The sequence below is a fragment of the Bacillus sp. LLTC93 genome, assembly GCF_002993125.1.
Classification (GTDB): Bacteria; Bacillota; Bacilli; order Bacillales; family Bacillaceae; genus Bacillus; species Bacillus zhangzhouensis.
Genome location: NZ_PVME01000002.1, coordinates 689,369 through 714,571, shown reverse-complemented (window position 1 = coordinate 714,571; position 25,203 = coordinate 689,369). Strand labels below are relative to the sequence as shown.

Genomic DNA, 25,203 nt, shown 5'->3' with positions numbered 1-25,203 from the left:
TGTGAAGGGAGTTATTTTAGCAGGAGGAAAAGGATCGCGACTGGCCCCATTAACGAAGATTTTTAACAAACATTTATTGCCGGTTGGTCCATATCCGATGATTTATTGGTCATTGTTCAAACTGAAAGAAGCAGGTATTTTAGATGTGATGCTGATTTCACAAGAAGAACAAATCCCGCTGTTTCAAAAATTGCTTGAGGGCGATCAGGGACTTGGGATGAACATTGTTTATCAAGTACAGCCAGAGGCTTCTGGCATTTCAGACGGTTTATCCTATGCAAAGCCCTTTGTAGAAGGAGAGAAGTTTGTGCTCATGCTTGGTGATAACGTATTTGAGGATTCATTAAGCCCTTTTGTCGAAGCCTTTCAGCGGCAAGAAAGCGGAGCTAAGGTCCTTTTGAAAGAAGTCGCAGATCCGAAGCGGTTTGGCATTGCAGAAATTGATGCTGCACACCACCGGATTTTATCAATAGAAGAAAAGCCAGAGCATCCGCGTTCATCCTATTGCGTCACTGGTATCTATTTTTATGATCAAGAAGTCTTTCAATATATTGAGAAAATCTCGCCGTCAGATCGAGGCGAATTAGAGATTACAGATGTGAATAATCTCTATATCTCTAATAGCCAGCTGACCTATGATATGTTAAAAGGGTGGTGGATTGATGCTGGAACACATGAATCTCTTCACCAAGCATCTACGAAAATGTTTGAAACGATGAAGAAAAAAGAGGGATACGAATGACGAAGTCTTATTTAATAACAGGCGGAGCGGGATTTATCGGACTGAATTTTGTGAAACTGCTGCTTCAGGAATCAGATGTCCGGCTCACCGTATTTGATAAATTAACGTATGCCAGTCATCCAGAGGAAGTGGATCAATTATCAAATCTGCCTCATTTCCGTTTTATTCAAGGGGATATCACCCTGCAGCATGAGCTGGATCAAGTATTTGATGAAGCCTATGATGCCATCATTCATTTTGCAGCAGAATCGCATGTCGATCGCAGTATTGAATCGGCAGAACCTTTTATTCAAACAAACGTCCTTGGTACCTATCGTATGCTGGAAGCTGTCTTAAAGGGAAAGGCGAAAAAACTCATTCATATTTCAACAGATGAAGTATATGGAGATTTGGAGCTGGATGATCCTGCTTTCACAGAACAAACACCACTCTCACCGAATAATCCTTATTCAGCAAGCAAGGCGAGTTCAGACCTGCTTGTGAAATCCTATATCCACACCCACCAATTACCCGCAATGATCACACGATGCAGCAATAACTATGGACCCTATCAGCATGAGGAGAAATTAATCCCGACCATTATCAGAAAAGCGGTCAATGGCGAAAAGATTCCGATTTATGGAGACGGCCAGCAGATTCGTGATTGGCTGTATGTAGAGGATCATGCGAGAGCTGTGAAGCAGGTAGTAGAGAACGGGACAGCCGGGCAGGTGTACAATATTGGCGGTGGCAACGAGAAAACGAATCTCGATTTAACCAAAACCATTCTCACACAACTTGGCATCAGTCATGACCAAATTGCGTTTATTCAAGATCGAAAAGGGCATGACAGACGGTATGCTATTGATGCCAGTAAGCTAAAAGGAGAGCTCGGCTGGGCGCAGGAGACTTCATTTGAAGAAGGTATCGAAAAAACGATCAATTGGTATCGTGCCAAATATGATCAGAGCGAAGAAGGGTGACGGATGAAAGTTTTAATCACCGGTGCAGGCGGTCAATTAGGGAAAGAATTGAGCAAACAGCTCAAGGAAAAAAACTTCATCGTCATTGCCTTAACAAGGAGCATGCTCAATATCGCAGATCAACAGGCAGTCAGACACGCGATGAGACATTTCCGGCCTGATATTGTTGTCAGTGCGGCAGCATATACATCTGTTGATCAATGTGAAATAGAAACGGAAAAGGCCTATCTTGTGAATGGCATTGGCGCCTATTATACAGCGCTGGAAGCAAAGAACGTAGGGGCAGATGTGTTACATGTCAGTACAGATTATGTGTTTGACGGGCAAGCAGCTACCCCTTATCAGGTCGATGCACAGGCGGATCCTCAAACCATTTATGGAAAGAGTAAAAAGCTTGGTGAGGAATTGATTCACCTTGTGTCAGATGAAGTGAAAATCATCCGTACATCTTGGCTCTATGGACATGAGGGACACAACTTTGTGAATACCATTCTTCGGCTCGCTCAAACGAAGGATCATTTGCGCATTGTGAATGATCAAATAGGCTCTCCTACGTATACAAAGGATGTAGCAGAGGCCTTGATTCATTTAATTGATCAGAAGGCAGGCATTTATCATGTCAGTAACCGAGAGAGTTGTTCCTGGTTTGATTTTGCGTCAGAAATTGTTGCGAAAAGCGGCCTGTCTACAACCATTGAGCCGATTTCCACGGAAGAGTATGGCTTCCAAACACCTCGTCCAGCCTATTCTGTTTTAGACCTTCAAGCGATTGAAGCCACAGGCTGGCAGCCAAGACATTGGAAGGATGCACTTCACGAATATTTGCAGAAAGAAGGGAGATGGTATCAGCATGATTGATGGTGTACAAACGAAAAAACTCATGAAACATTGTGATGATCGCGGCTTTTTTGCAGAGCTCATTCGAGATGACGAACCGATGCTGAAGCGCTTTGGGCAGGCGTCGTGGTCCAAAAGCTTTCCAGGAGTGATCAAAGCCTTTCATTACCATGAAAAACAAGACGATGTTTGGTTTTTTCCAGCAGGTCATGCACAGGTTGTTTTATACGATTTGAGAAAGGGTTCTCCGACAAACGGTCAAACCGATGTGTATTATATGGGAGAAGACAATCCGATGCTGCTTCTTATTCCGAAAGGTGTCGCACATGGCTACCGTGTACTAGGCGAGACGCCACTGCAAATTGTTTATTTTACTACAGAATCCTACGACCCGAAAAACCCAGATGAAAAGAGAATCGCTTGGAATGATCAGACGATCGGGTTTGACTGGGAAACGACGTTTAAATAGAGAACAGAGGCCTTTCGCAGGAGAAAGGTCTTTTTTTGTTGAAATATATTCTGTATGTGTCATTTTATGTATATTTACTAAGTTGAAAAGAAAAGGGATGTGGATGAGTTTGTCTAAAAGAATTGCATTTGTAACAGGAGCAAGTACAGGTATTGGAAAGGCGATCGCCATAAAGCTTGCTGCTCAGGACGATGTAAAGGTCATCATCAATTCGAGAAATCAATCCTCACTAGAACAGACGCAGCAGCACATTCAAGACATGGCAGAAACAAAGGAGCCGGTGGCTCTTTTCTGTGGTGACATGTCGCATGAGGCAGTGAGGGCTAAGGCCTTTGCGGTAATAGAAAAAGAGTTTGGCAGACTGGATGTGTTAATCAATAACATTCCAGGAGGGAAGCCAGATACATTTGATTCATGTGAAAGTGAGCAGATGCTGGCAGCTTTTTCGCAAAAAGCCATTGCGTACGTTGATACGATGAAGCGTGCGGCAGCCATGATGAAAAGACATGAATATGGACGTATCATTCAAATTGTCGGAAACCTTTGGAAGGAGCCTGGTGACCAAATGTTTACGAACAGTATGATGAATGCAGCGATTATCAATGCAAGTAAAAATGCAGCCACACAGCTAGCACCTTCTGGGATTACGGTGAACTGTTTAAATCCAGGGTTTATTGCAACAGATCGGTATGAACAATTTATCGGTAACATGATGCGTGAAAAGGCATTATCGCGGGAAGAAGCTGTACAGGCTGTCGCTTCAGGTATCCCGATGCAAAGAGTGGGCTCACCGAGTGAGATGGCTTCATTGGCAGCTTTTATCGCATCAGAGGAAGCCTCCTATCTCACAGGACAACAAATATCTGTCGACGGTGGTTCGATGAAGAGTATATAACATCAAAAACCCGCTACATGCGGGTTTTTTGATGAAAGTGAATCGGAAGGATATGAAGCCGGTCGATAAACAGTGCAAGCTGGTCAATTGGAGCAACCATTGAGATGCGTACATGACGTCTTCCATGTGCACCAAACACACCCCCAGGCGTCACAACGACATCAGCATGTTCGAGTAAATAGTCAGCAAATGCATGAGAATCCTTGAAATCATCAGGGATAGGAGCCCACAAATAAAAGGCGCCGGCTGGACGTTCAATGGTCCACCCAAGCTGCTTTTCTGCTCGACGGATGAAGAAATTCATTCGTTCGAGGTACGCTTCTCTCAATGATTGAAGATGACCATCATCACTTTGCAAGGCAATGGTGGCAGCCTGTTGAAATCCGCCATACATACTGACAAATACATGATCTTGAAAGGCGTTAATGGCATTGATGATTTCCTCATTTCCAACAGCAAAAGCGACTCTCCATCCCGCCATATTAAACGTCTTTGATAGAGAATATAACTCCACTCCTACGCTTTTTCCATGAGGAGCATTCATAAAGCTTACTGGTTTTTGCTCATAATGAAATGAACCATAGGCGAAATCATGAATCACATGCAGTCCGTGAGCGGCCGCAAATTCAGCAGCCTCTTCAAAAAATGCCTCATTTGCCACAGCACCAGTTGGGTTATTCGGGTAATTTAAGAAAAGCACCTTTGCCTTTTTTAACACCTCAGGATCAATTGAAGAGAGATTAGGCAAATAGCCATTCTTCTCATCAAGCTGGATACAGAATGGCTTTGCGTCAGCCATTAAAATTCCTGAATGATATTCTGGGTATCCTGGATCGGGGACGAGTGCGATATCCCCTGGATCAAGCAGACACTGACTCATGACATAAAGACCTGTTTTCCCACCATTGAAAAGGGCAATTTCCTTCTGGGGGTCAATCTCAGCACCGAATTCCTTTCTATAAAAATCTGCAATGGCTTGCTTGAAAAAGTCAAAGCCTCTAAAGGGAGCATATTGCTGGAATTGCAAAGTGCCCGCTGCCTCTTGAAGGGCGCTCACGATATGTGCAGGAGTAGGAAGATCGGGATTTCCTTGACCAAGGTTTATGATGTTCGCTCCGTTTTGTGTTTTATGCGCAATTTTCTCAAATACGGTTCCAAATTTCTGTTCTGGCAGCCGTTCAATCATGTTAGATGGTAAGATTTTCACCACATTAGCCTCTCTTTCTATCCCTTCACTAATTCATCCATCAACTGAATCGTTGCCTGCTTCTGAATGTTGCGGATGGACGAGGCAACATTTTGTGAGGATGACCCTTTTAATTCAAGAGACACGATGCCATTAAAGGCTTCAAATAAAGATAGATCCACAAAGGTGCCTTTGGATGGGACTGATTTACTGACGATCACTGTATCTCCAACTAAAGCGTCCTGCGGAATATGAACATGATCAATGGTGATATGCGTGACCTCTGGCGGTATGTGTCCGCTCTCTTTGAAATGCTGAGGGTATAAATGGCAGTCTGCCATATAATAGGTGTGTCCAGAAAGCAGCTGTTTTGGCAGTTCAGCCTTTTTTCCATCGACTAATACATCAATCAGCAGCTTGGCCATATCCACTCCAAAGACCTTTTTGATATTCGGAATCATATTCCAGCCGGCAAATCTAGCCGCTGATTCGATCAGTCCGGTTTCTCGATTTTTCATGAGCTTGATCTCTGTATGGGTTGCGCAGTTTTCAAGACCTAACCCTTCATTTGCCTTTCTTGCTGCCTCAATGATGATTTGCTGAGCTTCATTGTCTAAAATCGACGGAGTGATATGAGCCGTTTCTGTAAAACCGATTTGAGGGGTCTTATCATGAATGACAAAAGGGATATATTCACCCTCGACGACCAACCCTTCAACACTGACATAATCAGAATATCCCTCTTCTTGATACCAATCCTCGTAAGCACCCTCTAAATACGTTTCAGCGACAAGCGGTGCTTCATATGTCACAGCGTTTGGGACTGGAATGGTTTGCAAATAGGATTGTACGTTTAAAAAGAGATCATCACTGCCGGCTCGGTCATGAAAAAGGGTAACGCCAATGGAGCTAGCTAAATATGTAGGCTTTAAAATAAGCGGTGTACCGATATGCTCAATGGCTTTCTGGAAATCAGATAAAGTGGTGACAGGCTGAGTTTTCACCGCTTTGACACCAGCAGCGTTGAATGCAGCCCTCATTTGACTTTTATCACGCGCCATTTCAGCTGCCCTTACCCCGGCACCGCGCAGTCCAAGACGTTCAGCGGCTTTCGCCATTGGTGCAATGAATAATTCATTATTGGTGGTCAGCGCATCTGCTTTGAAAAAGGAAGCCACTCTGATCAGGTCTCCCACAACTTCTTCTTCTGATTTCGGATAATCATCATGTGCCCAATAAATAGAATCATGATGTTCAAAAGAGGGATGTGTTTCAAAATAATCACGATCTTTTATGACCGCAATGGAGTATTTTTCTATTAGCTCAGCGTGTCCCTTTGTAATGGCAAAGGGTCTTGGGATATACGAAACGATATGATACGAAGCAGCCACGCTTTCATAAAACATATGGGGCGGGCATCCTCCTAAGTCAGCGATGACAAGTACGGTTTTTTTACTCAATGAAAGCACTCCTTTTTATCTAGCGGTGTAACCGCCATCTGCTGTGACAACACTCCCAGTCATATAGCTGGATAGATCAGAGGCGAGAAATAGCATCACGCCAGCAATTTCTTCGGGTTTTCCAAGACGTAACAATGGATTCACCTTTGCTTTTTCCTTTTTGACATCCTCAAGACTTTCTGAGTGATTGTCTAAAAAGGATTTTTCATTTAACGGCGTATCAATGATTCCTGGGGCGATACAATTCACCCTAATTTGATGGTCGGCATAGTCGATCGCCATTGACTTTGTTAGTTGGATGACACCGCCCTTTGTTGCGTTGTATGCAGGAATGTCTGGCCACCCAACGAGACCTCCAACAGATCCAGTATTAATAATACTTCCGCTTTTCTTTTCAAGCATATGCGGCAATGTATGCTTACTCATGAGAAATACGCCAGTCAGGTTGACCTGTAGAATGTGGTTCCAATCCTCTAACGTCATCTCGTGAATAGGAGAGACAATTTCAATGCCTGCATTGTTAATCAAAACATCAATGGTCCCGAAACGGCTCAGCACGGCCTGAACGGTTTGACGACAGTCAGCCTCATTTGTTATATCCGTTTTGAAAAACGCAAGATGCTCATGCGACAATGATTCGACGAGTTGTGTGCCGCTTTGTTCATTGATGTCAGCCACTGCTACTTTTGCCCCGTGCTCAAGGAAGAGCTTGACGGCCGCAAGCCCAATCCCTGATGCACCTCCTGTAATCAGGACAACTTTTCCAGCAATGTTCATTTCTTCACCTTAGATGCTTTTGGCTTCAAACGATTATAACGGGGAGGGAAGAAGAGATTAATAGATTTTGATGCTTCTGGCTTTGGATTTATCGCACCGTGATCTTCCTTTGGATCACAGAAATAGGTGGTGCCAAATTCCATTTTTTCTGTAAAGCCTTCAATCGTCATATCATAGCCCCCGCTGATGCAAATGCCGATTTGTTCATTTCGGTGCTTATGAAAAGGCATTTCTCCGCCGTTTCCAGGGATGTTGGCAATCATGAGCTCCATCCAATCCTCCACAAAAAAGGTTACTTCCATGCCAGGGAGTAAATCCCGTGTTTTGAAAATATCTAAGAAATAAGTGGGAGGAGCCGTATATTCTTCACCATCCTTTAATCTCTTAATATCGATTGCTATCACTTCTTCATCTGTCAGATTAGATGCGCCGTGAGGGACAAACGGTGGTGCGATATAGGCAGATTCTAATGGGGTGAGCAATTGGGTAGATTGGCCGACTGTCATTTGAAGCTCGCCTTTTAATACGATTCCGATTTGCGCTTCGGGATGCTTGTGAGGTTCTATGATTGTGTGAGGAGGGACGTATGAAATTAACACTTCAGTATCGCCTCGTACAGTGGAATATTGGGTGACGCCATTATCCCATTCTATTTTTTTCGCTTGAGGAAAATATCGTTCTTGCGTCTTTTGTTCAGTTTGCATATTAAATCTCTCCTTTTCCAAATATGGACCAGCTCATGGGTATGCTTTTAAACGTTCGAATGAAGGTGAGGCCGTATGTGACTCTGGCAACCTCGTTGGTTAAGGCGAAATCAAATTCGCCGTCTCTTACTTTTTGGGCGGCAGTACTTGTGGAATTGACAAGTTCAAATTCAGCATTTTGATGAATGAAATATTGAATCAAATTGACAGGTGCAGGATGAGAGACAATTTTTAAATGGTGGAGCATTTGTTCTTGAAATGGGAAATCTGGTCTGACAGCCAAACCATACATGGGTGTATCACATCTGAAAATTTGTAAAAGCTGTAGGTCGGGTCTCATGTAGAAATGTTTGATTCCTTCGTATGCGTGTGGAACGAGAGTGTATTGAAGTGCGTTAGAGAGTGTGTGTTCAATGCAAGTTTCGAATGTGTCGTAAAGGGATAGTTTCGTATGGGTGCCGAGTGTAGTGGTGGAATGAGAGATGAAATGTTTTGCTGCATATTCACTGCTTGTCCCCTTAGGGCCTAGTGTATTGACTGTAAACATCTTAGGTGAAACGATGGGCTCTTCTTTGAAATGAAAAACATCATTCTTTAAGATCATGTTTACCATCCAATCTTTTTTCAAATTTTTACTAGATTATAAAAAATAAAATTGGCAATTGTCAACAAAATTTATAAAAAATGTATTTTATGATGATATTAAAAATTGATCTAAAAAACTGCACATATCAAGATGTGCAGTGAAATGAGCTTATGTTTCAAATGTGTTTTTATGTTCTTGATGTAAGGCACGTTCACGTTTATAGCTGACGAAGCTAATGATACAACCAACAAGAGTAATGAATGCACATACCAGCCCTACGGTATGATAGCCGAGATGGATATACACTGGTCCCATAAGAGCGGAACCGAGCATAACGGCAAGATTGGAAGCAAGACTGTAAAAAGCCATCACTTTCCCTCGATGGGTTTGGGAGCAGTCGCTCAGAACGGTGCTCAGAAGCGTGACGGATAGACTTTGCATCGCACCCCAAATAAATAGGGCAAAAATCAGCAAAAACCATGAGAACGGTGCATAAGGAAGTAAGGCTAGAACGAGCGTAATTCCACCTAGCACAAAGAAGAGAGAACGCGTTTTACCGAACCAGTCTGCTAATTTCCCGGTAAATACACTCATAGAAAAGCCGACGCCGTAAGCCATGATTAGAAGTCCTGCCGTCGATTGCCCTCCAGAAAACAGACTTTGCAGATAAGCTCCTAAAAACGAGTACATACCATAAAATCCAAGCATATTACAAAATGTCACGGTCAAATAGGCAGGGACACGATCGATTTTCAAAGCTCCCCATAAAGAGCCTGTTTTCCCACTAGCTTGAGGTGCCTTCGTATCAGCTGTTGCGATTTGTTTTCGAGATTCAAGGATGACGAGCAGCAATACAATGAGACTCATCATAGCGAAGATCCAAAATGTCCAGCGCCAGTTCAAACTTTGGCCGATAAATGCTCCAATCGGTACACCAAGCACAAGAGAAAGAGACCAGCTTGACACAATGAGTCCCATCACTTTGCCTCGATATTCGTAAGGAACCCGGTCGCCCACAAGAGCATAGGCCGTTGGCACAAATACACCAGTCGCCAGCCCAGAAATGGCACGGCCAGCAAAAAACACCGCCAGATTCGGTGCAGCAGCACACATCACTGTTCCGATCAAGAAGAAAGAAAGCCCAATGATCAAACACAGTTCTCTTGAATATCGGTCTCCTAAAGGAACGAGTAGTGGTGCTCCGACCAGCACAGCTAACCCATAAATACTGATGGAGAGGGCGAGAATATCAAGAGAGTGCTGAAAGGAGTTAGATAAATCAGGCAGCAGTGGTGAAATCACCAGTTCTTCCGATCCCGCCGCAAAGACGCCAAGTGTGAGCGCAATGGCAAGTGTGATGGGAAACGTTTTAGAAGCCTGGCTGTCTAAAGATTCTTTCATCAGGTGATCCCTCCATACTTGCTTTTTCATTCAATTCCGTTAAAATAAATTCTACCATTATTTAGTTTTATTTTACATTTCATATCATAAGTATCATCATAAAATACTTTTCAAATGGAACGATTTTGGGATAGGAGGGTAACGAATGAAAATCACCGATGTGGATGTGCATATTTTAAACGAATTGAGAGAAGATGCTCGCTTATCGATGAGAGAATTGTCCAAACGAGTTAATTTATCGGCGCCTGCGGTAGCAGAAAGAGTGCGAAAACTAGAGGATGTAGGGATCATTGAAGGTTACTCCGTCCAGGTCAATTATAAAAAGATTGGTCTGATGATTGACTGTTTACTGGAAGTCACCGTATTAAATGGGGAGTATCAGCGTTTTGTGACATTTATGAACCAGCATCCACGTGCGTTCTTTGCTTATCGAGTGGCAGGACAGTCCTGTTTTTTCATTAAGCTGTCTGTTGCTTCACTTGAAGAAATTGAAGCGTTTATTCAAGATGTGTCTGGTTTTACAAAAACGGTCTCCCATATTGTCTTGTCAGAGCACTCTTTTTCTCATCCCATTCAGGAACGTGTGAAACAAATAGAAGAGCCAGAAATGACCGTGGTGAAATAGAAAAAGGACCTGTCTCAGGTCCTTTCAGCGTGAAGACAAACCCTCGCATTCGTTGTCAATCCTGCGCGCTGGTGCTCACGAATGTCTAATTCGCTCCGCGCCAGTGCTCGTCTTTCCTAGACTTCAAGGGTTTTCATATCACGCTGAAAAGAAGACAAAGGGCTAAAATAAAGATCATTTTAGCCCTTTGTAGACAATCTGAAAGGACCTGTCTCAGGTCCTTTTTCCTCTATATTAAAATATTCGTATAGTATTAATTTGAGATTAAAGGAGTTCATTCTTTTGAAGCTTTTAAAAGTAATAGATTACGCAGCATTAATGGATATGCACAGAACAAGAAGCAAAGAAAGTCACTATAATAATTTGCCTATTGACGTAGGTAATAGGGATCGTTTTTTTAGTGCTCAGCCAATTGATTTAGAATTTTACATCGATAACCATACAGCAAACTTAAAAAGTGGAATATTTTCTCTTAATTCAAGCATCAAATCTGGTGAAGATAAGAATGACAAGGTTTCTGGGGAAGTGTTTTTACGAAAAGAGTCAAAGTACAAGCCCAATGTAATCTTCGTACATGGATGGCGAATGGATTCATACGACAGAATCAAGAAGATTTATCACGATAAGATCGTTAAAAATTATGATTGGAATATGTATTACTACACGCTGCCTTATCATTTCGATAGGGAACCACAAAATTCAACATATTCAGGTGAACACATGATTAGCGCCAATATCAGTCGAACAGTTCAATCCTCCCAGCAAGCTATTGTTGAACTTAGAGGGCTGATTAAATGGATCAAGGAAAACGAAGGTGGAGAAATAATAGTAGTTGGCATTAGTTTAGGAGGGTGGCTAACAAACTTATTAGCAACAGTCGAGAAAGACGTGAATATTGTTGTATCAGCTTTTTATGCGAACAATATTGCGCATTCCATTTGGAATACTCTTCCTGGCAAGTATATACGAAGAGATCTGGAGGAACATGGAACAACGTATGAAGAACTCGACAAAGCTTGGGACATTATGAACCCTAGTAAAGCAAAACTTCTCGTAGACAAAGAAAATGTACTCTTAATATCAGGAAAATATGACATGTATATCGACATAAACGATGCTGATACTCTGTGGAATAGCTGGAATCAACCTAAAAGGCACGTATACAGTTGTGGGCATGCTGGAATTGTTCTATCTAGAAATAGAATAGCAACTGACACACTTCAATTTATTGAAAGTAGGTTAAAGAAATAAAATGATGTTCATCCTAACTGCATTGTTGTGGGCCATGAGTTTAGTTTTGTTTCTTACTTATCCTGAAAATGAAAAAACAAGATGGGGCAGTTTTATTGGTTTTTTTTGGGGATTTGGTGGTTTAAGTGTAATTTTATCTTATTACTTGGAGGGTTCATCTAGCCAGCTACAGCTGATCCACTACATTACATCATCGATTGGACACTATGAAACAGCACATGCAATCATGATTTTCGATACATGGAGATCATTTGCGACGTTTGGCAACAGCCCCATAATGACAAATTCAGTCATGCCAATCGAAAATGCACCGAGTGTTAATGCAAAAATAGCGATGGGGAAGTTTTTCATGATGAGATCACCTTTCTAAACAAATACATAAAAAGGCTTCGGAGAGATCCGAAGCCTTAAAAGTTTATCATACATGGAAATATGACGCCAGTTGCTCGTTTGCTAATCGGTTTCCAACAAAGAAGGAACCAAATTCGCCGTAGCGTGCACTGACTTCATCAAATCGCATTTCATAAACCAGTTTTTTGAATTGAAGAACATCGTCAGAGAAAAGGGTGACGCCCCACTCATAATCATCAAAACCGACGGACCCTGTAATGATCTGTTTTACTTTACCAGCATAGCTTCGCCCAATTAAACCGTGGCTTCTCATGAGGGATTTACGTTCATCCATAGAGAGCATGTACCAGTTGTCATTGCCAGAACGTCTTTTATCCATTGGATAGAAGCACACGTATTTAGAAGAAGGGAGCTCAGGGTATAGACGTGCACGTACATGTGGGTTTTCGTAAGGATCCCCGCCATCGCCGCCTCCTGCTAAGTAGTTGCTGAGTTCAACAACTGACACGTACGAATAGGCTGGTATCGTAAATTCTGCTAGTCGTGATTTGTTGAATTCAAGCTCGATTTCATTCAGTTCTTCCATTGTCGGACGTAAAATCATGAGCATAATATCTGCTTTTTGGCCGACAATACTATAGATTGTTTGGCTTCCAGCCTTATCTTGCTCAGCTGTTTTCCATTTTTCCATTAGACCTGTGAACTCATGAATAATGGCTTGACGCTCATCGCTTGTCAGCAGCTTCCAAGCTGTCCAGTCAATTGTTCTAAAATCATGCAGCGCATACCACCCGTCTAGTGTTTGAGCTGCTTCATTTGTTGTATGTTGTTCGCTCATTTCATTCACTCCTATTTACAGTTTTCCATCTGTTCCAACTATAACATAGTTTGTCTACATGAAGATGTGATCAAAACTTGAACGAAGAAAACAGCTTTTATGGAAATTGATTAAATTAGTTTGAAAAATAAGAATTTAATTTGTAAGCGCTATAATATAAGTTGGTAGTTTGAATTTAGGTAGAAGAAGAGTATGCTTAAAAGAGAACGCTTTTTTTGTAAAATCAAGGAGGGTATTGAAGTGGCAGATATTTTTTCAACAGTTCAGGAAAAGGTTGCAGGTAAAGACGTAAAGATCGTTTTTCCTGAGGGAATGGACGAGCGCATTCTAACAGCCGTTCAAAAACTAGCAGATGGCAAAGTTTTGCAGCCAATTGTTGTAGGTAAAACACAAGAAGTTGAAGCAAAAGCAAAAGAATTAGGTCTTACACTTGATGGTGTTGACGTGTATGATCCTCATACATATGAAGGTTTTGAAGAGCTTGTACAAGCTTTCGTAGAAAGACGTAAAGGCAAAGCGACAGAAGAGCAAGCAAGAAAAGCATTACTGGATGAAAACTATTTCGGTACAATGCTTGTATATAAAGGTCTTGCAGACGGACTTGTGAGCGGTGCAGCACACTCAACTGCTGACACAGTACGCCCAGCACTTCAAATCATCAAAACAAAAGAAGGCGTAAAGAAAACGTCTGGCGTCTTCATCATGGCTCGCGGCGAAGAGCAGTATGTGTTTGCTGATTGTGCGATCAATATTGCACCAGACAGCCAGGATCTCGCTGAAATTGCGATCGAAAGTGCAAACACAGCAAAAATGTTTGACATCGAACCACGTGTAGCAATGCTTAGCTTCTCTACAAAAGGTTCAGCAAAATCAGACGAAACAGAAAAAGTATCTGAAGCGGTTCGCATTGCAAAAGAAAAGGCACCTGAGCTTGTACTTGATGGAGAATTCCAATTCGATGCAGCTTTCGTTCCTTCAGTGGCAGCGAAAAAAGCACCAGATTCCGTCATCAAAGGCGACGCTAGCGTATTTGTTTTCCCTAGCCTCGAAGCTGGAAACATCGGCTACAAAATTGCACAGCGCTTAGGTAACTTTGAAGCTGTAGGTCCAATTTTACAAGGCTTAAACCAGCCAGTAAACGATCTTTCAAGAGGCTGTAATGCAGAAGACGTTTACAATCTTGCGCTGATCACAGCAGCTCAAGCACTTTAATGTCATCTCGACTAAGGCAGCCAGTACGATAGATTCGTGCTGGCTGTTTTTTTATTGATGACAAATGTGTACAATATAGGGTGTAAAGCCGATAGAATGGGCAGGTGCTATAATGGAAGATTTAATACATAAACTTCAGCATAAAGTTGTGGAATTAACCGAGGCACAAAGAAGAATTGCAGATTATATTGTACAAAACCCGATGGAGGTCGCTTTTTTAACTGTAGATAAATTGGCGTCAAAAGTAGGGACGAGTACAGCTACCATCATGAGGTTTTCTGCTGCTGTGGGGTATTCCGGTTTTTCTGAGCTTCAAAAAGAGCTTCAATCAAATATGAAGCATAAGGCGGCACCTCAAACGAGACTTGAAGCGAACCTAAAGCATTCAAATAAGAGTAAGCTTCTGCATAATCATGTAGAACTGCAATTCCAAAATATCCAGTACGCACTGGACAATATCACTGAGGAAACCTTTCAGCACATTGTTGAAAAAATAGCAAAGTCCCGCCAGGTTCTCTGTACAAGTGTGCGAAGTGGAAGACCTGTTGGGGAGTACCTGTCACTAGGAATCAATCGGCTATTGGGGAACTGTCAATATATTGATGCAGATCAAAGTGACTGGGTGGATGATCTGGTTCATTTCAATTCTGATGACTTCATTATAGCTGTCAGCTATCCTCGTTATGCAAAACGTATGAAGGACTTGCTGGAGGTAGCGAAGTCATATCAGGTGGAAGTGCTCTTAATTACAGACAGCTACAGCTCTCCACTAACCAAGTATGCACAATATGTATTACCATGTTCCTCAGCGAGTGTAGGTTCTCATAACTCCGTCGTATCTGCTATCTTTATCGTAGATTTCATTTTAAGTGCTTTAGCGATTAATGATCCTGAAAGAACAAAACCACGTTTAGATCAAATCAATCACATGCTAACGAAAATGAGTTATCACACGACACATTAGTGGTGTGGTGACTCATTTTTTATTTTCATATTTTTTATGAAAGCGCTTTACTAAATAAAAACGAGGTGGTATGATCGTATCACAAAAGTAATATATATTACTTTTAATAATTTTAATGTAATGAATATAACTCAAAGGGGATGATGGAAACAATGAGTACAGTTCATTTAGAGTCAAATGATCTCATTGATCGGGCAAAAAAGCTTAACTCGACCTTGCTGTCAGACGTGATGGGGTGTACAGGTGCGATGGATCATCAGATCAAACCAGTTGCGAGAGGCATGAATGTAGTAGGTACAGCTTTTACCGTTAGCTTACGGCCAGGGGATAATTTATTTCTTCATCAAGCGATTTACTCTGCTCAAAAAGGAGATGTTCTCATCGTTGATGGAAAAGACCATAAGGGTCATGCCTATTTAGGGGAATTAATGGCCAGTTCAGCAAAGGCTGTTGGAATAGAAGGAATCGTGATTGACGGGCTTGTTCGCGATAAAGTCGCTTTAGAGGAATTAGCTTTTCCGATATATAGTAAGGGGTTTACGCCAAATGGACCTTTTAAGGACGGACCTGGTGAATTGAACCAAATCATCTCGTGCGGAGGTGTCAAAGTAACACCGGGAGACCTAGTCGTTGCTGATGATGACGGAGTGGTGATTGTTCCAAAGGAGAAGGCAGAAGCTATGCTGTCACTAGCTGAAGAGAAACTAGAATATGAAAACCAAAGACTAAAAACCATTCAACATTACATGAGCGAAGGAAAACAGGATATCAGTCTCTTAGCACCCGCATGGCTGGCAGACAGAATGAAAAAATTCCAGGGATAGGGGAAATGGTGATGAAGTTCGGTTTTATTGGTTATGGAGAAGCTGCATATGAGCTGTCAATGGGTTTAAAAACGGAAGGGTTAGATCATTTTTATGCGTATGATGTACTATTACAGAATGAGAAATATGCTGGAGCGATCAAAGAAAAAGCAGCTCATACAGGAGTTGAATTAACCAGCAGTGTCAGTGAAGTCATTGAGAAATCTGATATTGTGATTGCAGCTGTACCAGCGAATAAAACCTTAGAGGTGGCGCAATCCGTGTTAGGAAGTTTGAAAAAGCAGCAAGTATATGTGGATGTGTCAGCATCAACACCAGACATCAAAAAGCAAGTGGCAAAAGAAATTGACAAGCAAAATGCGCTTTTTGTAGATGCAGCCATGCTAGGATCTCTTCCAGTAAACAAACATAAGGTACCAATCACGGCAAGCGGTAGTGGAACAGACCGGTTCATTGAAGAAACGAAAAAGTATGGCATGAATATCACAAAAATCAGTGACCAACCAGGAGATGCTTCGGCCTTAAAATTGATAAGAAGCATTTATATGAAAGGTATTGTCGGACTTTTGATTGAATTTTTGGAAATTTCAAAAAAATATAATGTCGAAGATCAGGCCATTTCTTCTCTCAGTGAAACGATGGATAGCAAGAGCTTTGAAGAAACCATGAATCGCCTTGTGACAGGCAGTGCTCTGCATGCAAAAAGACGGGCGGTTGAGCTTCTTGGCTCTATTGAAATGCTTGATTCAGCTCATATTGATGCCAGCATGTCTCGGGCAGCACAACAGAAGTTAGAGAAATTAGCAGATTTCAACTTCTTTGAACGATTTGACGGGAAAAAACCAGTCAGCTGGGAAGAGGTCATTGAAGTGATGCAGCAAGGCTGATGTATTTGAAGCATTTCATTTCATCTATTTAATCAGGAGGAGGCGAAGATACGTCATGGGTTTTATTGCATTGATTGTATTCATAGCTGTCATCATTATATGGAATGTCGTAGTGAAACGGAATATGGGAGAAGCCATGCTATTAGGTTTTATTGCAACCACATTATTTGGCGGAATGGATGCATTAAGACTTTTCTGGGATGGTTTAATATTTGCATCCACATATGAGGTGCTTTATGCAGCCGTAGCATTTGTATTTATGGCCTATTTAATCGAAAAGTTAGAATTAATTCATGCACTCTTGCGAATCTTGAATTCAGTTGTAGGCAAACTTCCTGGTGGAGCGGCTTATATGAGTACGTTAGGTTCAGCTGTCTTAGGTGCTCTTTCAGGTTCGAATTCCGCAAACACAGCCGCTACTGGATCTATAACGGCCTCTTGGATGATTAAATCAGGGTGGAGCCGAACCCATACGGCCACTATTCTAGCGGGGAATGGCGGACTTGGAGCCGCACTGCCTCCGAATTCTTCGATGTTTATCATGCTAGGGTTTGCACCAGTTGCAGCCCTCGTGTCTGAGGGGGATTTATATATTGCCCTTTTAATAGGAGGACTGTATCAAGTCGTTTACCGATTTATTCTTGTGTATATTCTTGTGAAAAAGAATAAAATTCAAGCCATGCCGCCAGATGATATTGTCTCCTTTGGGGAAGCTGTAAAAAAAGGGTGGAAGTCGATCTTTATTTTTTTTGGTGCATTGATCCCTATTATCATGACGATTGGTCCACTGGCAAACTATTTAAAAAGTAATCCAAACATCGGACCAGAGGCGATGGATCAAATTTCATTAATTACGTGGATTCCGATTCTCATGATGTTGATTAGCTTAACAATTGGAAGAAAGAAGGCGTCTGCACTAGATTGGTCTAAGTTTTTCAAATCGGCCATTCCTAAGTTTACAACGATTGGAGCATTGATGCTGTTTGCTGTCGCTGCTAGTCAGGTACTGGCTGAGTTAGGATTGGCAGAAGATTTAACACAAATCACGTCAGTGCTTGCGATTCCGAAGTGGCTCATGGTGCTGATTGTCGGTGTTCTTGTGACACTTGTGGCTGGACCATTATCTTCAACGGCTACGTTAACAGCTGTTGGCCTTGTCTCATTTTCAGCTTTAATCTCAGTCGGAGTTGATCCAGTTGTGGCTGTTGTCGCCATTCTTGCCTTTTCATCAACAGAAGGGGCTTCCCCGCCTGCATCAGGGTCGATCTTTATTGCTTCTGGTCTTGCAGGAGCCAAACCGGAAAAAACTTTTATACCGCTGATTCTTTATTATATGCTGCCGATCGTGGGAATTGGCTGGCTCATCGGGATGGAGATACTTCCAGTATAGAAAGGAGAAACACATGAGAGCATTTATGGAATTTTTATTTAAAGTGCTGCTTGTCCTATTTTTAACATCAGGAACTTTGTTGGTATTCGGTCAAATCCTAGGGATTCTCTTGCAAAAGGGAGACATGATCATTGCAAGTACGAACCTATTCAAAAACCCAACACTTGTGTTAAGCGCCTTTTTCAGTCTTGTCGGTTTTTCTCTCCATTATATTCCTGAAAAGAAAGACACCATATATAGCGATCATGAATCAGCATCAGCTGGTGATTCGTTAAAATAAGCGTCAGAAGCTGAATTCAGTTGATGGATTCAGCTTTTTTTGTGCACGAAATAGGTATAAAAACCCAATACATACGATTCATTTTTGCTGAATTCTTTTTCAATCATATGCCTATTGTGCTAGTAAATGGTAACATAACGGAGGACTAATTGAGGAATAGAGGTGTTTGACGATATCTGGAGCAATCATTGGATATAAAGCAGCCTTGTATTCGTTAAAGGCAGACATATCCATAAAAAAAGAACAAATCACAGAACTCAACATGTGTCGAAAAGAAGTAAAAGCGGCAAAAGCGGCCCTGTCAGATGCCAGCAAGAAAATCACTCATCCAGATCTGACTTCACATACATGGTTTGGGAGTCTGGCAGATACGTTTGATGGCCTTCGGGATGAGATGGCATCGGCCAGTCAAGAGATAAAGGGTGCACAGTTGACCAATCTATTGAATCGAATTGATGAAAAAATCAATGATCTCACATCGGATATCCATTCGTTAGAACGTGACATCCATTCGGTTGAAAGAAAAATAGAGAAAGAAAAGCAGAAACAACTAGAAGAAAAAAGAGGTAAGTAAAATGGGCAGAGAAATCAAAATAGATGCCAATGAGGCGAAAAAAGCATTAAAAAATGCAAAACAAGCAGGCGCTCAATTCCGTTCAACATTTCCAAAAACCATCAAAGGGAAAAATGAGCTCACTACCACAGAAAAGATAGAAAAGATCAATCAGCAATTGAACGAACTAAGTACATCCTATATAGACATTCTTCAGAAACAGCTTGTACAAACAGAACAAGCCGTTCACACCATGATTGAGACGGACAAGGCGCTTGCTTCTAGTAGTAAAAGAAAATAAAGGAGAACGCAATGAAAACCCTTGACGCCTTTGCGCTAATAAACGGAATTGATCAAACGCTGAATACGTTAAAGCAGCAATCACAACATATCAGCTCTTTAGAAAAACAAATTCATCATATCATTTCACTCGATGGTGCACTAAAGGGAGAAGCGGGACAAGCCATCCGAGCGTTTTATACAGAATGCCATATCCCCTTCCTGCAATTCTTTCAGGTCGTCATTGAGGAATACAGCTCTGCATTGAAAAAAACAAAGCAGGCACTTCATGCCCTTGAATCAAACCAGCACGGTTTTATTTCACAATCATTTATCGAACACGAACTTGATCAAGGATTAAAAAAAGCTGAGCGTGCGATTTCTGAAATCGTATCAGATGTGAGCCACGCCACCGGCAGAGTCAGTCATATTGTTCATTTACCAAGTATAGATGAATCTGCTTTTCAGCAGAGCTATCAAAAAGCCTGGCTCGAGACCTCAAGAACCATTGGACTGCTTCATGCATTTGACAGAGAACAAACGAGTGCTTTAAATGAAACCAAAAGCTCCCTTCAAACAATGAAGCAATACATAGACACCTTGAGTACTATGTTCACCGGTCCAAGAATCGAGATCACGAGCTATCAAAAGGGATCTATTTTTAAAGATGGAAAAGAAGAAAAAGTGAGCAGTACGATCAGTGGATTGAATGACAAAATAGACAACCCGAAAGACAATCCGATGATGATCATACTTAAGAAGCTGAGTGAGAAAGAACGGGCGAATGTGGAGACGGTTGTTCGTGGTGACACCCACCCAAACATCAACAAACAAGTCAAAGCAAACGAGCCATCGCTTACGACATTGCAAAGGGAAGCCGTAAGCGGAAAAAACAAGATTCATAGAGACATCAGGGTGGTAAATGGTAAACTATACAACGTAAAAGGAATCAAAAAGTTAAAAGAATTCGACATCGCAGATGAAGTCGTCACAAACCCATCAGACATTAATTTTATAGGCGGCCGATATACCGTTTACGCCAATAAACAAATCATTCGAACGTATATCGCAAACGGCGAAGTAAGAATTGAAGAAGTCGACAAAATCCCACAAAGCCGAAGCCGCGGAAACGCCAAACGCATATTAGACGGTGAAGTCGTCTCAACTACCGAAAACATCATCCTAGAATACAGCGGCATCTATGACGGCTACCGAGCTGTCACAGGCAAAGACCCCGAAACCAGCAAAAAAATCAGCAGCACCGACCAAGCCCTATCCGCAACCTCTATTATCCCATTTATGAAAATCATCAAGGGCGGGAAATATGTTTTTAAGATGGATCAAGGGAAGAATGTGGTCAAGAGGATTGAGAAGCCAGCTAAGGGTGCGGGTGAACTGATTAAATTCAAAGGTGATGAAGCTATTATTCATTATGAAAAGCATAGTAAAGAGATAATGGATGCAATGGGTAAAAACCAATACAATATCAAAAATTATCTTGAAGATGCAAATCACCTTATTCAGAAGGGACAATATGTACCAGAACTGAATGGATATGTGAGACTTGTTGGTGGAAAGGGAAGTGCAAAATACGGATTTGTTGGGCTCGATAGAAAAACAGGAAATGTCACCACATTTCATATAAAATCGGTTAAAGAACTTTCTAAAAAAGCACCAAGTTTGGGGATAAAAACAAAGAAGTAAGAAAAGAGTGATCGTATTGAAAATAAAAAAAATAAACTGGATTTCACAAGAAGCTTCAGAAGCTGAAGTAATTGTAACAGATGGTGAACTTGAAATAATGTGTTTTGCACAACCATTAAATTACCTTGAAGAAAGTGAACTATTAGAGCCTATTTATTGTTTAAATGTCTCAGACCTTGTGAAAGTTGAAATGACAGAGTATAGAATTGAAAAATTAGATGATAATTTTAGCTATAGATTTATAGGACAATTAATTGATAAGCATGATGAAAAAGTGAAAATAGGTGAACTTTTATTAGAATTGGATAACAATCTACCAGGAGATATAGCTGAAGGCGATTTTATAAGTTTTAGTTGTCAACGATTAGATATTTATTAATATAAGGTGAAGTCTTAAATAAATAGAGTTGAAAAATAGTATACCTACACTCTATTGCATTGATAAGGGAATGAAAAAGTGCGGAGTCTTTAGTGGCGTTAAATGAACAAAAAAGAAGAGCTAACTAAACAAGTTCAAATAGTAATAGACATTCTAGTGAAAGAATATTCTCATAAGATAATCAAGGTGTTCTCCAATTAATATATAAAAGATATAAGGATGCTCGAAGGATTATTCAAAACAATGAAGATTTCCAAAAGGTCTGTATTATAGTCGGTGTAAGAGCTTATTTGGATAGTGACAATGACTATCTAAATCCCTTTCTAAACGAATGACATAAAGCGAATGTATAAAAGGTTCATGAAAAAGTCAGCTGCTTAAAATATATCTCAACCTTTTAGGAGGCTCTCAAAAAATGATCAATTTACCTCAAATCCCAAACCTGCTCATGAACGAACCAGCAACTGACATACACATCAAAGAGGCAGAATTCCAACTCAACATGATTTTGCCTCATGCCTATAAAGCCTTACTGAAACATACCAATGGGTTATCCATTGGCGGTGAGCTACTTCTATACGGTACTGAGGACATTGTGGAACGTAATGAAACGAGGGAGGTCCACCATTATGCAAACGGCTATGTGGCGATTGGCGATGATGGCGGCGGGCAAGTATTTCTCATGCAGCAGGCTGAAGAAGAGAAAAAAGTATGGATCGTCGATGCTGGTGTGATGGACCCTCAGCATGCGGAGTTGATGACCGAAAACTTGATAAAATGGGTAAGTGATGGCTGTACATAGAAACATGATCCATAAAGGAGATGATCGATTTGCCTTGGAACACATTGATCGCTGCCGGCCTCATAATTGGGGTACCTTTCATTTTGTTCGCCACTGTTTATTTCATCATGAAAACCAAGAACAAGAAAACCAAATCATCCAGCTGAGACGCTCTGTGACGCCCAATGTCATAGAGTTTTTTTGAAATGAATAACTGACAAGTCTCTTATTTTCCCTCCATTCATCCCATGTTCCTTCCATGTTATAATAAACACAGTTTATGAACGAGAGGATATGCAGGAGATGAAAAATGAACCTATTGAATTACTGACACAGCCGAAATGGCGAATCATAGATCAGTCAAGCCTGGGTCTCTATGTAGACCCGAAGCAATCCTTCGCTATGGATGATACGCTTTGTGCGTCGGTGGGGAAGGGGCTCTCACCAGCAACAGCCCGTTCTTGGGTGCATCATAAGACGATTGTACTTGGTATTCAGGATACAAGACTTCCATTTCTTCAAGATGGTGTGAAGCTGCTTGAGGAAGAGGGCTATCGTGTGATTGTGCGCAATTCAGGCGGTCTTGCTGTGGTGCTGGATGAAGGTGTACTGAATGTGTCTTTAATCTTTGCGGAACAAAAGAAGGGCATTGATATTGACCGCGGATATGATGCGATGGTGGCGTTGATTCGCCGAATGCTGGCAATGTATGAGGTGGAGATTGAAGCCTACGAAATTGTCGGCTCTTATTGTCCTGGCAGTTATGATCTAAGCATCAATGGAAAGAAATTTGCAGGCATTTCTCAGCGTAGATTACGCGGTGGAGTTGCTGTGCAGATTTATTTGTGTGCAGATGGAAGCGGGCGGGAACGTGCCGACTTAATCCGCCGTTTTTATGATGCCGCCTTAAAGGATAAACGGCAAGAAGTGAAGGCAGTATTTCCTGATATACAGCCAGATACGATGGCGTCTTTATCAGAATTAACTGGAGAACCAATTGATTGTGCGCTTCTGATGCGTCTTTTACTAGAAGAACTCCAAAAGCTGAGCGAACAACTGATAGCTTCAGGACTGACCACCGAGGAACAGCTAGATTTTGAGAAAAACATGACGCGGATGATTGAACGGAATGAAAAGGTGTTTTCGTGAAGGGGAAGTAAATTTTTAAAAAATATATTTTAGATCGACAAAACAATCAAGGCATTTTGTCGATCTATCTCTATTATTTTAATTCAACTTTATAGCCAATATAAATGTTAGGATAAAAAGTGTATGTTCCAGGCTGATTAAATGTTAATGCATATATTTTGAAGGCATACTTTTGTTTAACCGGATTCCATGTTCCATTAGGGTAATATGATGGGTAGATTTTGAAATCAGGGTATTTTGTGTCAATCCAGGTCATACTAGAATTTGGACGTATACTTCGTTTCAATGTATATAGACTTAGTGAATTTCGACCGCTGTCAGGACCATCAGTTCTAACTTCTGTTATGTAACTATTATCTGGAATTGAACTGTCATTTGATAGGTCGAAATATTGTAGCGAGCTAGTTTTATTAAATGACGTAATCGAAGCTTGGTTAAGCGTAATCCTTTTTTCCATAACCGAGGAGGTCGGAATAGGGTACAAAACAGGCACACCTACAGCAACATTTAATTCATAGGGAAATTGATTTTTTTTATCATCAGAAGGTTCAATGTAAATTAAATAATCTCCTACTGTATTCGTTGGAAATTCAACTTGCGCTGTTCCTTCTTCATTAATCGTGCTTCTTCCTATTCCTCTACTTTGTGAAATGATTTCACTATTAGGATTAGTAATTATGACATCAAATGTTTTAGAAGAGCGAAGGGTTAGTTTTTCTGTCTTATTCATGCCAAGGGAAACTTTATACAGTCGTCGATCCTCTGCATGTGTAATAGTTGTCTGAGTTTCATCTGGCTTTATAAAATTATTATTTCTTTTTAATTCAATTGAATTACTTGGCTCATCTGCTGCTTGTGCGTTAAAGGAGATAGTGCTTAATAAAATAATGATCACTAACCCAAATAGTATTTTCCTCAATATTTAACAACTCCCTTTTAAGTATTAATATGTATATCGGAATTTCTCGTTAGAAATTAACATTATTTCAAATAAATTCATTTTTAGTTTATTAGTTGCAGATAATTAAAATGGAGAAGTTGTGATGAAATCCCAAAAAATCAGTTACCTTTATTTACCATTATTTCCTGTCATTATGGGAGCGGGCTAGGCCAATGTCGATCTTTATATTTTTATGTTCGTAATTTTGGTTAAAGTATGATGCTATTTATGGAGACATTCACCTACAAATTTAAAGCTGTTTTCAAAAAAAATTATCCGATACAATAGAAACACGTCTTAAAAAAGAGAGAAGAAACGATGGATAATCGTAAAATTTGAAATAAATTAAGGAAAAAGTATTTAAAGATCCAGTACGCCGTTATGTTCATGCGAGACATATATAATATTGGGTTTAATAGGATTTTAGCTCCTTCGATCAATTAAACAGCTAGGAGAAGAACTAGAAGACGCTTTACTAGGGTTAGGAAGTACGTACAGAACGTTAGGAGAATATGAAAAGTCAAAACACATATTCCTAAACGGGATGGAAACTTATCCGGATAACAAAGCTATTCAAACGTTCTATGCCATGACTTTGTATAATTTGAAAGAACATCGCAAGGCGATGGAAATATTACTGAACTGTTTAACTGAAACAACAAAAGATCCTGCTATTTTGAGTTATCGAAAAGCGATTGATTTTTATTCAAATCAGTTAGATACATTGTGGAAATAATCAGTTGGTTTGGTTGTTCAAATAGATTCGGAGGGGCAATG

27 protein-coding genes and 3 pseudogenes are annotated in these 25,203 nt (G+C 40.9%); 21 read left to right on the top strand and 9 right to left on the bottom strand.

Translation table 11 applies throughout. The annotated features are described in order from the left end of the window. Position 1: 1 nt before the first annotated feature. From C6W18_RS08880 to C6W18_RS08860, 5 genes are all read left to right on the top strand, one after another. Positions 2 to 742, top strand: coding sequence for a sugar phosphate nucleotidyltransferase (locus tag C6W18_RS08880; protein ID WP_034322044.1), 741 nt, complete (start codon positions 2 to 4; stop codon positions 740 to 742). Beyond that, the gene (rfbB, locus tag C6W18_RS08875) at positions 739 to 1,704 is read left to right on the top strand and encodes a dTDP-glucose 4,6-dehydratase (protein WP_034322047.1); all 966 of its coding nucleotides are present in this window, start codon (positions 739 to 741) and stop codon (positions 1,702 to 1,704) included. The genes C6W18_RS08880 and rfbB overlap by 4 nt, the downstream gene beginning before the upstream one ends. A gap of 3 nt (positions 1,705 to 1,707) precedes the next feature. Further along, positions 1,708 to 2,562: a dTDP-4-dehydrorhamnose reductase gene (gene rfbD, locus C6W18_RS08870; protein WP_105927327.1), complete on the top strand. Its 855-nt coding sequence runs from the start codon at positions 1,708 to 1,710 to the stop codon at positions 2,560 to 2,562. After that, entirely contained in the window at positions 2,555 to 3,010 is a 456-nt protein-coding gene (locus tag C6W18_RS08865; protein WP_105927325.1) for a dTDP-4-dehydrorhamnose 3,5-epimerase family protein, read from the top strand. The genes rfbD and C6W18_RS08865 overlap by 8 nt, the downstream gene beginning before the upstream one ends. A gap of 103 nt (positions 3,011 to 3,113) precedes the next feature. Then, on the top strand, positions 3,114 to 3,905 hold the full coding sequence (locus tag C6W18_RS08860) for an SDR family oxidoreductase (RefSeq protein ID WP_309219300.1): 792 nt from the start codon (positions 3,114 to 3,116) through the stop codon (positions 3,903 to 3,905). Between the two features lie 13 nt (positions 3,906 to 3,918). Here the strand turns inward: C6W18_RS08860 and C6W18_RS08855 are convergent, their stop codons facing one another. From C6W18_RS08855 to C6W18_RS08830, 6 genes are all read right to left on the bottom strand, one after another. Continuing rightward, entirely contained in the window at positions 3,919 to 5,112 is a 1,194-nt protein-coding gene (locus C6W18_RS08855) for an aminotransferase class I/II-fold pyridoxal phosphate-dependent enzyme (RefSeq protein ID WP_189318063.1), read from the bottom strand. A 17-nt stretch (positions 5,113 to 5,129) separates the two neighbouring features. Then, positions 5,130 to 6,551 carry an alanine--anticapsin ligase gene (gene bacD / locus C6W18_RS08850; RefSeq protein ID WP_105927319.1) on the bottom strand — a complete coding sequence of 474 codons (1,422 nt, stop codon included), beginning with the start codon at positions 6,549 to 6,551 and terminating at the stop codon, positions 5,130 to 5,132. A gap of 15 nt (positions 6,552 to 6,566) precedes the next feature. Beyond that, positions 6,567 to 7,328 carry a glucose 1-dehydrogenase gene (locus C6W18_RS08845; protein ID WP_105927317.1) on the bottom strand — a complete coding sequence of 254 codons (762 nt, stop codon included), beginning with the start codon at positions 7,326 to 7,328 and terminating at the stop codon, positions 6,567 to 6,569. Further along, the gene (bacB, locus tag C6W18_RS08840; protein WP_034322057.1) at positions 7,325 to 8,032 is read right to left on the bottom strand and encodes a 3-((4R)-4-hydroxycyclohexa-1,5-dien-1-yl)-2-oxopropanoate isomerase; all 708 of its coding nucleotides are present in this window, start codon (positions 8,030 to 8,032) and stop codon (positions 7,325 to 7,327) included. Before bacB ends, C6W18_RS08845 begins: the two co-directional genes overlap by 4 nt. Position 8,033: 1 nt before the next feature. Then, a complete protein-coding gene (locus tag C6W18_RS08835; RefSeq protein WP_105927315.1) occupies positions 8,034 to 8,636 on the bottom strand; it encodes a type 2 periplasmic-binding domain-containing protein in 603 nt (200 codons plus the stop codon). A gap of 150 nt (positions 8,637 to 8,786) precedes the next feature. Beyond that, complete coding sequence (locus tag C6W18_RS08830; protein WP_034322059.1) at positions 8,787 to 10,019, bottom strand: MFS transporter; 1,233 nt, start codon at positions 10,017 to 10,019, stop codon at positions 8,787 to 8,789. A gap of 145 nt (positions 10,020 to 10,164) precedes the next feature. On the opposite strand from C6W18_RS08830, the gene C6W18_RS08825 reads away from it, so the two are divergent. Further along, positions 10,165 to 10,644: an Lrp/AsnC family transcriptional regulator gene (locus C6W18_RS08825; RefSeq protein ID WP_105927313.1), complete on the top strand. Its 480-nt coding sequence runs from the start codon at positions 10,165 to 10,167 to the stop codon at positions 10,642 to 10,644. 282 nt (positions 10,645 to 10,926) lie between these two features. Next, on the top strand, positions 10,927 to 11,895 hold the full coding sequence (locus C6W18_RS08815) for an alpha/beta hydrolase family protein (RefSeq protein WP_105927311.1): 969 nt from the start codon (positions 10,927 to 10,929) through the stop codon (positions 11,893 to 11,895). 234 nt (positions 11,896 to 12,129) lie between these two features. On the opposite strand, the pseudogene C6W18_RS08810 reads toward C6W18_RS08815, so the two are convergent. Both C6W18_RS08810 and hemQ read right to left on the bottom strand, forming a co-directional pair. Next, a pseudogene (locus tag C6W18_RS08810) lies at positions 12,130 to 12,246 on the bottom strand (MFS transporter); the annotation flags it as partial. A gap of 67 nt (positions 12,247 to 12,313) precedes the next feature. After that, entirely contained in the window at positions 12,314 to 13,084 is a 771-nt protein-coding gene (gene hemQ / locus C6W18_RS08805; RefSeq protein ID WP_105927308.1) for a hydrogen peroxide-dependent heme synthase, read from the bottom strand. Positions 13,085 to 13,324: 240 nt separating this feature from the next. Between hemQ and pta the strand changes: the two genes are divergently transcribed. From pta to lipL, 13 genes and pseudogenes are all read left to right on the top strand, one after another. Beyond that, positions 13,325 to 14,296 carry a phosphate acetyltransferase gene (gene pta, locus C6W18_RS08800; RefSeq protein ID WP_105927306.1) on the top strand — a complete coding sequence of 324 codons (972 nt, stop codon included), beginning with the start codon at positions 13,325 to 13,327 and terminating at the stop codon, positions 14,294 to 14,296. Between the two features lie 112 nt (positions 14,297 to 14,408). Beyond that, the gene (locus C6W18_RS08795; RefSeq protein WP_105927304.1) at positions 14,409 to 15,260 is read left to right on the top strand and encodes a MurR/RpiR family transcriptional regulator; all 852 of its coding nucleotides are present in this window, start codon (positions 14,409 to 14,411) and stop codon (positions 15,258 to 15,260) included. A 152-nt stretch (positions 15,261 to 15,412) separates the two neighbouring features. After that, complete coding sequence (locus C6W18_RS08790; protein ID WP_105927302.1) at positions 15,413 to 16,084, top strand: RraA family protein; 672 nt, start codon at positions 15,413 to 15,415, stop codon at positions 16,082 to 16,084. A gap of 11 nt (positions 16,085 to 16,095) precedes the next feature. After that, the gene (locus C6W18_RS08785; protein ID WP_105927300.1) at positions 16,096 to 16,971 is read left to right on the top strand and encodes a prephenate dehydrogenase/arogenate dehydrogenase family protein; all 876 of its coding nucleotides are present in this window, start codon (positions 16,096 to 16,098) and stop codon (positions 16,969 to 16,971) included. Between the two features lie 55 nt (positions 16,972 to 17,026). Continuing rightward, positions 17,027 to 18,361: a TRAP transporter large permease subunit gene (locus C6W18_RS08780; RefSeq protein WP_034318166.1), complete on the top strand. Its 1,335-nt coding sequence runs from the start codon at positions 17,027 to 17,029 to the stop codon at positions 18,359 to 18,361. A gap of 13 nt (positions 18,362 to 18,374) precedes the next feature. Continuing rightward, on the top strand, positions 18,375 to 18,641 hold the full coding sequence (locus C6W18_RS08775; protein ID WP_034318169.1) for a hypothetical protein: 267 nt from the start codon (positions 18,375 to 18,377) through the stop codon (positions 18,639 to 18,641). A gap of 166 nt (positions 18,642 to 18,807) precedes the next feature. Continuing rightward, positions 18,808 to 19,215, top strand: a complete 408-nt coding sequence (locus C6W18_RS08770) for a YwqH-like family protein (RefSeq protein WP_223251659.1) — start codon at positions 18,808 to 18,810, stop codon at positions 19,213 to 19,215. 1 nt (position 19,216) lies between these two features. Then, positions 19,217 to 19,495, top strand: coding sequence for a YwqI/YxiC family protein (locus tag C6W18_RS08765; RefSeq protein ID WP_105927298.1), 279 nt, complete (start codon positions 19,217 to 19,219; stop codon positions 19,493 to 19,495). A gap of 11 nt (positions 19,496 to 19,506) precedes the next feature. Further along, positions 19,507 to 21,177, top strand: coding sequence for a T7SS effector LXG polymorphic toxin (locus C6W18_RS08760; RefSeq protein WP_105927296.1), 1,671 nt, complete (start codon positions 19,507 to 19,509; stop codon positions 21,175 to 21,177). Between the two features lie 16 nt (positions 21,178 to 21,193). Further along, positions 21,194 to 21,556, top strand: a complete 363-nt coding sequence (locus C6W18_RS08755; RefSeq protein WP_105927294.1) for a hypothetical protein — start codon at positions 21,194 to 21,196, stop codon at positions 21,554 to 21,556. Between the two features lie 102 nt (positions 21,557 to 21,658). Next, positions 21,659 to 21,891, top strand: a pseudogene (locus C6W18_RS20625) (hypothetical protein). Positions 21,892 to 21,971: 80 nt separating this feature from the next. Further along, entirely contained in the window at positions 21,972 to 22,358 is a 387-nt protein-coding gene (locus tag C6W18_RS08745; protein WP_105927292.1) for an SMI1/KNR4 family protein, read from the top strand. Positions 22,359 to 22,640: 282 nt separating this feature from the next. After that, positions 22,641 to 23,486 carry an octanoyl-[GcvH]:protein N-octanoyltransferase gene (gene lipL / locus C6W18_RS08735; RefSeq protein WP_105927288.1) on the top strand — a complete coding sequence of 282 codons (846 nt, stop codon included), beginning with the start codon at positions 22,641 to 22,643 and terminating at the stop codon, positions 23,484 to 23,486. A gap of 73 nt (positions 23,487 to 23,559) precedes the next feature. Here lipL and C6W18_RS08730 read toward each other — a convergent pair whose 3' ends face one another. Beyond that, positions 23,560 to 24,405 (bottom strand): hypothetical protein, encoded by an 846-nt coding sequence (locus C6W18_RS08730; protein ID WP_105927286.1) that lies wholly within the window; start codon positions 24,403 to 24,405, stop codon positions 23,560 to 23,562. A gap of 475 nt (positions 24,406 to 24,880) precedes the next feature. Between C6W18_RS08730 and C6W18_RS08725 the strand changes: the two are divergent. Then, positions 24,881 to 25,162: pseudogene (locus C6W18_RS08725) on the top strand (tetratricopeptide repeat protein); the annotation flags it as partial. Positions 25,163 to 25,203: the final 41 nt, after the last annotated feature.